General features: G+C 43.9%; 13 protein-coding genes and 3 pseudogenes. 3 read left to right on the top strand and 13 right to left on the bottom strand.

The window, feature by feature from the left end:
* The 7 genes and pseudogenes from J2S00_RS19230 to J2S00_RS19205 all read right to left on the bottom strand — a co-directional run.
* The coding region (locus tag J2S00_RS19230; RefSeq protein ID WP_442319995.1) for a transposase at window positions 1-309 on the bottom strand (309 nt) is incomplete at its 3' end.
* A gap of 247 nt (window positions 310-556) precedes the next feature.
* Complete coding sequence (locus J2S00_RS19225) at window positions 557-1,147, bottom strand: tetratricopeptide repeat protein (RefSeq protein ID WP_307343770.1); 591 nt, start codon at window positions 1,145-1,147, stop codon at window positions 557-559.
* 75 nt (window positions 1,148-1,222) lie between these two features.
* The gene (locus J2S00_RS19975) at window positions 1,223-1,336 is read right to left on the bottom strand and encodes a TlpA family protein disulfide reductase (RefSeq protein WP_370875905.1); all 114 of its coding nucleotides are present in this window, start codon (window positions 1,334-1,336) and stop codon (window positions 1,223-1,225) included.
* Between the two features lie 318 nt (window positions 1,337-1,654).
* Entirely contained in the window at window positions 1,655-1,885 is a 231-nt protein-coding gene (locus J2S00_RS19220) for a vWA domain-containing protein (RefSeq protein ID WP_307343768.1), read from the bottom strand.
* Between the two features lie 232 nt (window positions 1,886-2,117).
* Entirely contained in the window at window positions 2,118-2,744 is a 627-nt protein-coding gene (locus J2S00_RS19215) for a hypothetical protein (RefSeq protein ID WP_307343765.1), read from the bottom strand.
* A pseudogene (locus tag J2S00_RS19210) lies at window positions 2,737-3,640 on the bottom strand (ATP-binding cassette domain-containing protein). The gene J2S00_RS19215 and the pseudogene J2S00_RS19210 overlap by 8 nt, the downstream one beginning before the upstream one ends.
* Window positions 3,601-3,960, bottom strand: a complete 360-nt coding sequence (locus tag J2S00_RS19205; protein WP_307343762.1) for a hypothetical protein — start codon at window positions 3,958-3,960, stop codon at window positions 3,601-3,603. Before J2S00_RS19205 ends, J2S00_RS19210 begins: the two are co-directional and overlap by 40 nt.
* Before the next feature lie 84 nt (window positions 3,961-4,044).
* Between J2S00_RS19205 and J2S00_RS19200 the strand changes: the two genes are divergently transcribed.
* The 3 genes and pseudogenes from J2S00_RS19200 to J2S00_RS20095 all read left to right on the top strand — a co-directional run.
* Window positions 4,045-4,437 carry a hypothetical protein gene (locus J2S00_RS19200; protein ID WP_307343760.1) on the top strand — a complete coding sequence of 131 codons (393 nt, stop codon included), beginning with the start codon at window positions 4,045-4,047 and terminating at the stop codon, window positions 4,435-4,437.
* Window positions 4,422-4,574, top strand: a pseudogene (locus J2S00_RS20100) (ATP-binding protein); the annotation flags it as partial. The gene J2S00_RS19200 and the pseudogene J2S00_RS20100, both read left to right, overlap by 16 nt.
* 35 nt (window positions 4,575-4,609) lie before the next feature.
* A pseudogene (locus J2S00_RS20095) lies at window positions 4,610-4,708 on the top strand (hypothetical protein); the annotation flags it as partial.
* Between the two features lie 44 nt (window positions 4,709-4,752).
* On the opposite strand, the gene J2S00_RS19190 reads toward J2S00_RS20095, so the two are convergent.
* The 6 genes from J2S00_RS19190 to J2S00_RS19165 form a co-directional block, all read right to left on the bottom strand.
* Entirely contained in the window at window positions 4,753-4,851 is a 99-nt protein-coding gene (locus J2S00_RS19190) for a winged helix-turn-helix transcriptional regulator (RefSeq protein WP_307343776.1), read from the bottom strand.
* A gap of 575 nt (window positions 4,852-5,426) precedes the next feature.
* Complete coding sequence (locus tag J2S00_RS19185; protein WP_307343757.1) at window positions 5,427-7,037, bottom strand: long-chain fatty acid--CoA ligase; 1,611 nt, start codon at window positions 7,035-7,037, stop codon at window positions 5,427-5,429.
* 94 nt (window positions 7,038-7,131) lie between these two features.
* A complete protein-coding gene (locus J2S00_RS19180; RefSeq protein ID WP_307343754.1) occupies window positions 7,132-7,899 on the bottom strand; it encodes a 3-hydroxyacyl-CoA dehydrogenase in 768 nt (255 codons plus the stop codon).
* A 69-nt stretch (window positions 7,900-7,968) separates the two neighbouring features.
* Window positions 7,969-9,147, bottom strand: a complete 1,179-nt coding sequence (locus tag J2S00_RS19175) for a CaiB/BaiF CoA transferase family protein (protein ID WP_307343751.1) — start codon at window positions 9,145-9,147, stop codon at window positions 7,969-7,971.
* A 24-nt stretch (window positions 9,148-9,171) separates the two neighbouring features.
* Window positions 9,172-10,317, bottom strand: coding sequence for an acyl-CoA dehydrogenase family protein (locus J2S00_RS19170; RefSeq protein ID WP_307343748.1), 1,146 nt, complete (start codon window positions 10,315-10,317; stop codon window positions 9,172-9,174).
* A 12-nt stretch (window positions 10,318-10,329) separates the two neighbouring features.
* Window positions 10,330-11,889 (bottom strand): fatty acid--CoA ligase, encoded by a 1,560-nt coding sequence (locus J2S00_RS19165; protein WP_307343745.1) that lies wholly within the window; start codon window positions 11,887-11,889, stop codon window positions 10,330-10,332.
* Window positions 11,890-12,570: the final 681 nt, after the last annotated feature.

The raw sequence follows: 12,570 nt of genomic DNA, 5'->3' as shown, positions 1-12,570 counted from the left end.
GCGGCTGAAGGTAGACACACTAGGTGGACTTTCAGCTAAAGCAAAGCCACAACGATACCTGAATTTAAGATCACTTTTTAATCGCTCATGAAGACAGGTAAAGGTATCGATCCCCAGTTGAGGAGCGGCCAAGAAAGCTCTCAAAATTGCTTCTCTATCAATGGGTGTTCGACCTTTGGGGGAGGAAGATTGCAATATTTTGACATATGGCCGAAGGTCAAGGTCAGCAAAAAATAATTCCAAACGTTCATCTTCCTCCATTTTGATCCACTCTTCAAAGGAAAACAGGTTTTGTTGTAGAATGTATATAGTGACTTCCCCCTTCTGTATGTTATTTGTTTGGGTCACTTATACATTCTACAGTTTGGGGTGAAGTCCTTTTTTTATCTTTTTTAAGCCTTACGGCTTAAGACTTCGTAATTCTGCAAAAGGCTCATATTCATATATTCAACAAAAAAGCTTGTAGACCTTCTGTACCTTCGGTACTTTGTCTACAAGCTGCGGTTTTACACAGTAAAACCTCCTGGTGTACATGGACCAAGAGGTTTTTCCCTATCTATTTCCCTCTTTGATGATCGTTACTTTTCTTGGGTTGCGACCCGGGAATGACACAGCCTTCGGGACCACATTCCGTCTCTACTTCAGCACGTTCTCTTTCCAACTGCTGTTGCTGCCATTCGATATCAATGGTTGGTGAAAATTTTTCGGGATAGCGGATATACCAACGTTGCTTTCGGATCAAAAAATTGTCTGGATCAAGGGCAAGGGCCTCATCAAGTTCCTTTAAAGCCTCTTCCTTCCTCCCTTGATTTGAATATTCCATCCCCAACTTGAATTTGGTTTGAGCAAGCTGTTTTTCAAGGTCTGAAGTAGTATCATTTGTAGCGTAATAATCATCTTCAAACTCTATTTTTTTAACCTCACCGTGCAATAGTTTTTCAACAGCTTGAACGTGCCCTTCGTTTGTCACTGAAAATCGTTGCTTTAATAAACGAATTGTCCCGTTCTCATCAACAAATATGCCATTCGGAACAATTTTGAATCCAAAGCGATTGGATAAAATATTCTCCGTATCAACCACTGTTGTAAAAGTTGTTCCTTCAACATACGGTTTGACAACGTCTGCTCCTAGAATATCAACAGCCACCGATAAGATATCAAAGTTTTTATGTTTATGCTTTTCATAAAACGTCTGCCATCCAGGCAGTTGTTCACGGCAACGTCACCAGGAGGCCCACATAAAAATCAGGGTTTTTTTGCCGATATAATTGGCTGTTGAAACAATATTCCCATGGATATCTTTCAGTTTAAATTCAGGCATTGGACTTAACAGCACTAAAATCCCTCCTTCTTAATGTCTTATCAAAAATTACATTATAACGATGATGCATTCAGTCATTTAGCTTACATTTTTCGTAATCTGCATTTATTTCATTGTTAAAAATATAAAAAAAGCGTGGTCATTCAGCTTACAGATCCCAATATGCAAACACATTATACTTTAAGCATATGACAGGAGAGCGGATAAATGAAAAAGAAATCCCGAAAACAACTCCACTGTGCTCCTATTTTCATGTCCTAATATAATACTCAGTACACTAAACTGTTTCTCTCTCTTGCATTGGTTGAACATCTCCACAAAGCTGCTATTAAGTTACGCATTTCCGTCTGCAACAAATATAAGATTAGCTTTGTTGAACCAACTTTTCTCTATCACCTCCAATGCTTCTTTAAGCGGTTTATCAAAGTATGTGCCGCCACCGAGGAAGGATGTGGCCAGTTCTACCATATCCTTAGGAGGAATTTTTCCCTTGGGATACTTGTATGTCTGTGCCCTTGTGCTGAACAGGATGAGGGCAGAGTCCCCTCCCTTGCTTTCGGGCAATGGACATAAGGGCCAGGCTAACCCCTTTGGCTTGGGTATTTTTGGCGTTCATGCTGCAGGATTGATCCAGACTTAAATAATGGCCCCAATACCCAAAGTTTCTTTTCCATGTTGGTCATAAAACATCGTTTGTCCTTCTGCAAAACGCCGCAGAAAATTTAATCGTGCGGATGAATGGAAATACATGTCCATTTAACAAGGAAAAAGGCAACAGTTCCTGCCACGCCCGTTCCTATTTAAACGCCCACCATAATTGCGTTGTTGATAACAGAATGCCTGCGCCGAGTGATAAGAACGTCAAGCCGAGCTGTATGTCTCGGATGGGTTCCTCAAAGATAAAAAGATGTGGCCATGGCATAAAAGTACCCTGTGTGACAACTTCCACCAAGGTATAGGTGGCCACAATCGCTAGCGTGATATCTAGACTATTTGTGGCACTTAAAATGGCGAGACCCACCATTTGAAAGAAGATAAACAACAGGATCAGATGCATCATTAAAGTCCCTGTGAAGAAATCCGGTCCATTGATCCATGTGGTCAAACCCACCAGCAGCGAGATAAATATCCCGTGTAAGAGGGAGTAGCGTATGATGTCGGTGATGAGCACCTTACGATAATAAACGATTAAGGTTTCCTTTGCCCCTTCTTCATAAAGGCTGCTATAGAGAAAAATCAAATGCCAGCCAGCCAAGGGCACAGCGATGCCCTGCACAAAAATATACGGCATATACGGATCATCAGACCGGGCACCCGTGATGAACATGAACAAGGCGCATAGTACATAAGTCACGAATGGAAAAAAGTATAAATAGCGCAGCAATTTGATGTCGAAAGTAAATAAATGAATGAACTTAGTCATATGCAGACTCCTTTAGCAGGGCCAAATATCCATCCATTAAACGCGGGCTGACGGGCTGGCCAATGGGATCATCTGATAACACACGGACCACGATATGGGTCGGTTCCTCATACATTTGCACAACCTCTCGGGTGGCGATGACTTCATCCAACTTGGCAAGAGGAACGTCTATCTCATAGGTGCAATGGGCTGCTTTTTGCTTTAATTCCTCTGGTCCGCCTTCAAACAGCACCTCTCCATTTTTAATCACGCCGATTTTGGTGCACAGAAATTCAATATCTTCAACAAGGTGAGAGGAAATGATGATCGTGTAACGTTTTCCCAGTTGCTTCAGGAGATTGCGAAAACGCACGCGCTCCTCAATATCCAGCCCGGCGGTTGGTTCGTCAAAAAGCAAGATAGACGGCTTGCGCAGTAAAAGTTGGGCGATGCCTGCACGCCGCCGCATGCCACCGGATAATTCCCGCATTTTTTTATGTAAATGGTCAGTTAAATTGACCTGTTCGACGACCTCTTTGATTTGGTCATGGTACGAGGTGGAAAGATGGCCCCCTTGAAGGATGGCGATGTGCTCCAGCACCTCATACAGTTTCAGATCCGGGTAAATCATAAAGTCCTGGGGCAGGTACCCAATATGATCTGTTCGTTTAACGTAGGTGCTTGTGCTGATCAACTCATCATCAATGAACACGCTCATTAAAGTCCATTAAGCTGGCCAATATTTTCATGAGCGTGGTCTTACCAGCCCCATTTGGCCCTAACAGCCCATAGACCCCTGAAAATGAAAGGGTCACATTGGATAAGATACGTTGCTTTTTGATGATCTTTGTCAGTTCCTGAACCCTTATCTCCACTTCTATCTCCACTCCTTTAACAGCTCTAACACCTGATCCCATGTCCACGTTTCGTCCATTGCCTCATACCACTCGCGTAGAAACTGCTGTTGCTCCTCAAGGTTTAATTGGTAAAAATAATGGTAAATGCGTTCGATCGACTCCTGTTCTGCTTTCGGTAGCAAAAATGATTCAGCACTCCTGACAACAAAGTAGTCAATTTGCCACTCATTTTTTTGCCGGATAAACCGGCTGGCCAGATTGACCCATTCTCTATGCATCATAAACGAACCTTTTCTTTGCACCGAAAGCTGAAGTATATTTTCTTGAAAATCTTTTGTGTATTGGTCCAATTCCTCCAGTATGTTCTCTGTCAATTTCACACAGATATCCTGCGCTAGCCGCCAAACCATTTGCTCGATTTCTTTTAATTTAGGGTTATTTATGCTAAACTGCTTCAAGCGTTGATGCAACAAGTGGCCGGGCGTTTTCCAGAACCGGATCAAGCCACCCTCTTTTTGAAAGAAATCTATCAGCGGAAGCAGCGTTTTATGAGAGATCAATTGCAAAAGATACAGGAAGTCATGAACAAAGCCAACCATCATTCTGGAGTGATTGGACAAGCTTTTTTAGCCTACTGTCTGACATACCAACTGTACAGTGCAGCAGCCTTTAGCGATGCAGTACAACATTTTATGCAACAAGCAAAGAGACAACAAGCACACCAGCAAGAACATCAACCTGAGATCAAACCCATCATGCTCGGACATCAACCTCACTGGCAAGTTAAAGCAGAAATTCGAGATCCTCAAGTTTACATTCGTATCATGGAGGAAGAGAGCCTATGTCAGAAAACTTAATGCAACTGAAACACAGCTTGAAAACACTCAAACTGGCCTCCATCGCCGAAGTGATTGAGGAACAACTGATGGAAGCCGAAACAAATGGATTCAGTTATCAACAGTTTCTGACGAAACTGTTGGGATACGAAATACGCAAGCGGGACGAAAAACAATTGGCCAAACGACTTAAGTGGGCCGACTTTCCTGTCCACCATCCCTCGATGAGTTCGATATTAACGCCCAGCCTACCCTACGTCGGCAGCTGCGTGAACTCTTATGGATTGAACAGGTTTATAACCTCATCTTATTGGGCCCGCCAGGGGTGGGTAAAACTCACCTCGTTACAATACCTTCTTTTACTGCAGCATCTAAAATACGACTAACCGTTGGCCTTGAAATATTCTCTATTTCAGAAATCTCTTGCTGGGTCAAGCCTAACTCATAATATAATTTTGAGATACGAACAATTTCTTGGGTGGTATACAATGCTCTCTTCTCCTTATGATATTTTGTAACTTTTATTTCATTTGTTCTTGGTCTTTAAAGATATTTTTTAAATAAATCACAAAAAAATTGAATATTATTTCAAAATGATTATTTATTCACATATGAAGTGTGGATGCACTGTTAGTTGTTGTTCCATTTCAGATACAGCATCAGGTCATACTCATCACCCCGGGACACATAGACGTTGTTTGCCTCTTCTAATGCATATTGCGTCAATACTCCTCATTAAATTTAAATCACTGAAAAATTCACTTCACCAAGCCATCCAAACTGAGCGCATACCTCGTCTCCTGATTGTTATATCAGGTTTTATTGAGCCGACATCACATTTGTCATTCTCAGAGGTGTAATGGTGTGATGGGGAGCCCGAAACAACTTTTGAAAGGGTTTTCGATTGGTACTCCCGTCCGGATCATTGGGCCGATCACAGGACCGAACGGTGCTGGAATAGAAAATCCACCCCGTGTTTCAAATACTGGGGTGGATTTCATTCTGCACTTTTAAACGGTTAAATGCTCTTTTAGTTGTTCTCTTAAGGTGGCCTTTAGGAACTTACCCACCGATGTTTTGGGAATCTCATCCATAAATACGATATCATCAGGTAGCCACCATTTAGGAAATTGGGGCTTTAGAAAATCCAATAACTCTTCTTTTGTCACTGAGGCATTCGGTTTTAGGACAATACAGGCGACAGGTCGCTCTTGCCACTTAGGATGGGGCACGCCCACTACGGCTGCCTCAAAGACACCGTCATGCCCCATCAGGGCATTTTCTAAATCAATCGTGGAGATCCATTCGCCCCCGCTTTTTACGAGATCTTTCGTACGATCAGCAATCCTAATGACTCCTTCTTCATCAATGGTGACAATATCCCCTGTATAGAGCCAACCGTCTTTAAAGGCATCTTTAGAGCGTTCATCGTTGTAGTAAGCATTGGCAATCCATGGCCCGCGCACTAACAATTCACCCATCTCTTCTCCGTTCCAAGCAGTCTCGCCATTATCATTGATCACCTTGATTTCCAGACCAGGCACCACATACCCTTGCTTCGCGCGAATCACCAGTTTTTCTTCATCAGATAAATCGGTTTGATAACTTTTTAGCCGTGATAAGGTGACGAGTGGCGTTGTTTCAGTCATGCCGTAAGCGTGAATGAACGGAATATTGTACTTTGTTTCAAAGGTACGGATCATCCCGAGTGGTGCTGCTGAACCGCCGCAAAGCACAGCACGCAGCGAACTCATATCGTACACCTCACCACTGTTTTCTAATTCTTTTAACAGACCCAGCCAGATTGTTGGAACACCTGCCGTTATTGTAACTCTTTCAGTGTGGATCAGTTTAGCTAGCAATTCCGGTGTAAACCAAGGCCCGGGCAACACTTGTGATGAGCCAAACCAGGTGGCCGCAAACGGCATCCCCCAGGCATTGGCGTGGAACATCGGTACAACAGGCATACACACATCTGATTCAGAAATCGCCGCTGTGTCAGCCAACCCCAGAGCCATGCTGTGCAGTGTGATTCCGCGATGTGAATAAATAACGCCTTTAGGTGATCCGGTTGTCGCTGATGTATAACACATTCCGGCCGGATCATTTTCATTTAAATCATCGGGAAATTGATACTGTGGATCAGCCTTGGCCAGAAGATCTTCATAGGAATAAAGCGGATTTAATTTAGAATCTTTTAATTCTGAATTATCCGCTAACACAACATAAGCTTGGACTGTTTTCAGCTCATCTTTGATCGTTTCGATCAATGGTATAAAATCTTGATCAATCAGCAAAACCTTATCTTCCGCATGATTGATGATATATGCGATATGTTGGGGTGACAGACGAATGTTAATGGTGTGAAGGACCGCCCCCATCCCCGGAATGCCAAAATAGGCTTCCAAATGTCGATGATCATTCCAGGCTAACGTCCCCACTTTATCTCCTCTTTGCACCCCGATTTTTTCCAGTGCACTAGATAGGCGTCGTGTACGCTCCCCCATCTCCCGGTAGCCATAACGAAAAATTCCAGATGCTGTACGGGAAATAATTTGTTTCTTTGGAAAAAGTTTTTCGGCACGCTCCACCATTTTGTGCAAGGTGAGTTGAACATCCATCAACTGAATCCCCTCCATTTATTTTGATGAAAATGCACCTACACTGGCTTTTTACTAAACTCATCACTTTCATCCTGCTTGACTTGGTCAAATCTTATTTGGGTTGCATGCGAATGGCTCCGTCCAACCGGACTGTTTCCCCATTAAGCATCGGATTTTCTATGATGCTTTGAACAAGATGGGCATATTCCGCAGGATAGCCCAAACGGGATGGAAACGGCACCATTTCGCCCAACGACTTTCGTGCTTCTTCGGGCAGTGTCGCAAACAAAGGAGTTTCAAACAGTCCCGGGGCAATCGTCATAACGCGAATCCCGTATCTTGCCAGTTCCCTGGCGATCGGCAAAGTCATCCCTGCGATTCCTGCTTTGGAGGCGCTGTATGCAGCCTGGCCAATTTGACCCTCAAAAGCGGCCACGGAAGCCGTATTTATAATGACACCGCGCTCACCTGCTTCATTTGGAGCATTTTCTGCCATTTTATAAGCAACTAAGCGTATGATGTTAAATGTCCCAATCAAATTGACCTGGATTACCTTTGCAAAAGTAGAGAGATCATGCGGTTGATTTTTGCCTAACACTTTTTCAGCTACCCCAATTCCAGCGCAATTGATCAGGACGTGGATATTGCGGAATGTTTCGATTGCAATATTGATTGCTGCCTTCACTTCCTCTTCACGCGTGACATCCGCCTGTAAGAAAACAACATGTTCTCCCAGCTCCTCTGCCAGCCTTACTCCTTTCTCCTCGGATACATCCAAAATGACTGCTTTTCCACCGTTAGCTACAATCCTTCTTACCGTGGCCTCACCCAATCCAGACGCTCCCCCAGTAATAATAGCAACACATTTCTTCAATTCCATATAATTCCCCCTTAGAACGTATAAATTTCTTTGATTTTTGCGTGATGGAAAAAAAGATCTTATATTCTCTCAAATGATATTTTCTTTTTTCAACTGTTGCATCTGTTGTTCTGTAAAGCCGAGTTCCGCCAGCAGTTCTTTAGTGTGTTCACCCAGTGACGGAGCCGGCATACGAATAGAACCGCCGGTTGCCGACATTTTGATCGGGATACCGGGTTGTTGGATTTTTCCTAAAGTATGGTGCTCGACATCCACAATCATTTGACGGTACTTTATTTGCCGATCCTCTAGAACCTCCTTTAAATTGTGGACGGGTGAAACACACGCTTCCTGATCTTTGAATGCAGCCAGCCACTCGGACAAGGTCCGGGTTTTAATAATGGATGAAATTTCTATTTTCATTTTTTCCTGGTCATCTAAAGGGGCTTCAAGGCGGGGAATCAAGTCAGGTCGTTCAATGACCCGGCAAAAAGTTTCCCAGAACTTAGGCTCCAGCGCACCTATTGAAAGGTAGCGCTGATCAGCAGTTTGGTAAACCCCGTAGCAGGCTCTGCCGCCGGCCAGGACCGATTCACCGCGCTGAGGCAGCTGTCCTGTAGCTAGATAATTGGGGAGGATCGTCTGCATCCAGGAAACGACTCCGTCCATCATGGAAATGTCGACAAATTGCCCTTTTTGCGTTTGTGTTCTCGCTTGCAGCGCCAGCAAAATTCCGACGGCCGCCATTAAGGCACCGCCCCCGATATCGGCAATTTGAACAACTGGCATTACCGGCCGTCCGCCTCGTTCTCCCTGTAAATCCAATAACCCTGTATAACTCAAATAATTTATATCATGGCCAGGAAAAGTAGAGTAAGGACCATCCTGTCCGTAGCCCGTCACTGCACAATAGATGAGTTTCGGATTGAGCTCTGCCAAGGCACCGTAACCCAGTCCCAACCGTTCCATTACACCAGGACGAAAGGATTCCACAACCACATCCGCTGTCAGGACTAGTTGTAAAAAAATATCCTTTCCCTGATCGGACTTCAAATTCAAACTGAGGCTCTTTTTGTTCCGATTCAAAGAAACAAACATGGCGCTGTCTTCACCTTGTTTCGGCTCATACCATCTGGCATAATCCCCAGTACTCGGATCCTCAATTTTAATGACTTCGGCGCCGAAATCAGCCAACAGCATGGTACAGTATGGTCCGGGCAACAATCTTGTCAGATCCAAAATGCGAATAGAACTCAGAGGCAGATTCATTATTATCTCCTCTCCACTTTGGTCTTACAATCCCATGTTTTTGGCAATGATGGTCTTCATAATTTCATTGGTACCTGCGTAGATGGCGGCAACTGGGATATCCCGGTACCTTCTGGCGATGGGATACTCCTCCATATATCCATAACCACCGTGCAGCTGCAGACAGTGAGCAGCAACACGTTTGGCCATTTCCGTCTGCCACCATTTGGCCATGGAAACCTTAGTCACAATATCCCGGCCGGCCATGTGATCGGCAATTAACTTATCAAGAAAAGCACGACTTACTTCGATCTCTGTAGCCATTTCCACAATCTTAAACTGCGTGTTTTGAAACTTGCTGATCGGCTGGCCAAAAGCTTCCCTGCTTTTCACATATTCTATCGTGATTTTCAGCATTTCCTCAGCTGCCACCTGGGCAGCGATCGCAACCACAAGCCTCTCCTGCTGCAACTTCTCCATTAAATAGGCAAACCCTTTTCCTTCTTCACCTAGCAGATTGGCGGCAGGAACACGGCAGTCTTCAAATATCAACTCAGCAGTATCCTGACTGTGAAGCCCAATTTTGTCCAGTTTTCTTCCCCGTGAAAAACCTGAGCTATCCCGCTCCACCATGAGCAGACTGATGCCTTTGTGCTTGGGTACAGCTGTGGGATCCGTCTTGCAGGCAACCAATACAAGATCGGATTGTATGCCGTTGGTGATAAAGGTTTTCTGCCCGTTGATCACATAATGATCTCCGTCGCGGACCGCGGTGGTTTGAATATTGGCCAAGTCAGAACCCGCCCCGGGCTCGGTGATGGCAATTGCCGTAATAATCTCTCCACTGGCACAGCCGGGAAGCCACCGCAGCTTTTGTTCCTCTGTACCGTAAGAGAAGATGTATGGCACAACAATGTCATTGTGCAGACTAATACCGCCCAAACCCGAACCCACCCGTTCCAATTCCTCATTAATCACGACAGAAAATCCCCAATCCACCCCTGATCCACCGTATTTTTCATCAATATCAGGACACAAGTATCCTTGTCGGCCCATTTTCTTCCAAAAAGAACGGGGGATAAGCCTTTCTTTTTCCCACTGATCGAAAAAAGGCACTGCTTCTTTTTCAAGAAACCTGCGTAGCGACCGACGAAACATTTGATGTTCCTCTGTTAAATAACTGGCTGTCATCTCTCTTTCCCCTTACCTTTTTACATTGGTCTGTAATTGTTCTCGCAAAAGAAACTTTTGAATTTTACCACTGGCATTACGTGGTAATTGATCAACGAAATAATATTTTCTCGGACGTTTATAATCTGCTAATTTTCCACTATCTTTGCAAAAAAGGTCTAAGTCTGATTCCGTAACGGCTGGGTCTTTTTTCACTATAAAAGCAACCACCCGTTCCCCCCATTTTTCATCGGGTTCACCTAAAACTGCGACATCAAGAACACCCGGGTGCTCATAAAGGACGTCTTCGACTTCACGAGGATAGATGTTTTCACCGCCGCTAATCAGCATGTCGTCCACACGGTCTGCAATCCACAAAAAACCATCTTCATCAACGTAACCTAGATCACCAGTATGATACCAACCTTTGTAGAGGGCTTTTTCCGTTGCTTCAGGTCTGTTATAATAGCCAATCATCATACATGGGCCTTTGACAACGATTTCACCCACTTCACCAACACCAGCAATATCATCGGGATCTGACGGTCCATTTTCAAGGGGGCGCACCACACGAATATCATGATTCAGACAGGCACGTCCGGCAGAGCCCGCCTTAAGCAGTTGTTCATCTTCTAGTAAGAACGTGACAGCAGGTCCCATCTCGGTCATGCCATACGCTTGCAAAAGTCCAATGTTGAGTTTTTGTTGACAGGCTCTTACTAAAGCGGGAGCCATCGGGGCAGCACCATAAAATCCTTTACGCAACGAAGTCAAGTCGTATTGTGACAAATCCTCTTGTAACAACATGTTCCACATTGTTGGTGCTGCAAAGAATAATGTAATCTTTTCATCTTGGATCAGTTGAAGCACTTGCTTGACGTCAAAATGATGCATGATTACATTACTGCCGCCAACATGTACGCGGGGAATAAAGCAACAATGAAGCTCCGCACAATGAAACATCGGGGCTGTCACTAGTCCACGGTCTTGTGGGGTCAGTTGACTAGCACTAATAATTATCAGGCTTTGCTCGACCATATCACGATGACGATGCATCACGCCTTTGGGTCTCCCTGTCGTCCCACTGGTGTACATAATCGCATACAAATCCTCTTCATCAACGTCTATCTTAGGTTCATCGCTTGTCGCAGCACTAACTTTTTGATCATAAAATTGCGCATAGCTTGGAGGGTCTGGATCGACACACCAAAAGTTCACATCTTGAAATTTGGAGTGAATATTTTTCAGATTCGCAGCAACAGCATGTTCAAACAAGAACACTTTAGGCTCTGCATCAGAGATGATGTAAGCCACTTCATCTGCAGATAAACGAAAGTTAATCGGGTTAAACACAGCCCCTATTTTGGTACATGCAAAGAGTGCTGTCGCAAGTTCACTTGTATTAAACAAATAGGTTGAGACACGGTCTCCTTTGTTAACCCCCGTTTCGATCAAAGCATTGGCCAGCCGATTAACCTGGTCATTCCACTCGGCATACGTCCAACGCTGATTTTTTTGTACATAGTACAGTGCTTCCTTGTTAGGGTACTTTTGTACCGTTTGGTTAAATAAATCGGCTAAAGTGGTATACATTCTTATCCCCCCAAAACGAATGAATATTCATTCACTTTTGCTTATCGTGAGGTAATCGCTTACAATTGCAACAAAAATAATCCTCTCCTTTCTGTATCTATACCCCTAGTCAAATTTTAAAAAAATCAATATAAAGATAACACTAAATTTTCAGACAGTCAAGAGCTTCTTTATAACCGTCCCACATAGGAAATTGAATTTTTTTAAGCTTTAAGATTTGCTACAGGAGGAGCGAAGACCATGTATAAATATTATCTCTGTGCCAAGCGAACATCGGACGAGTGGCCAGAATTGACACCCGAGATGGAAGAATTTTCGATGGAAGTATATCCGCATTACCCCAACACACGAGTATCATACACCAGTAGCCAGAGGAATTGCGTCCGATCAACCATTATAAGCGACTGGTCAGACAGCCGATGGACAAAAACAAAAGAAAAAGGATCTGAAGTCCAATTCTTCTTCCCGTTCGCCATCCCTTTTTTCAGCATCGCTTTCATTTCATTTTTCCCATTCAGAAGACGTTTCAGAAGACTATTTTTCTTTTAAACAACTTCATGTACACCTCAGCAACGACTGTACAACATGGATTTGAGTCAATATCCTGGACACAAAAAAGTTAAGTTTTAAGCGGAATGTTTCAAAAGATCTTCCACTTCCTGAGGTGTTCTGTAACCCAGG

This window comes from Caldalkalibacillus uzonensis, assembly GCF_030814135.1.
GTDB classification, from domain to species: Bacteria; Bacillota; Bacilli; order Caldalkalibacillales; family Caldalkalibacillaceae; genus Caldalkalibacillus; species Caldalkalibacillus uzonensis.
This window is presented reverse-complemented; position numbering and strand designations above follow the sequence as displayed.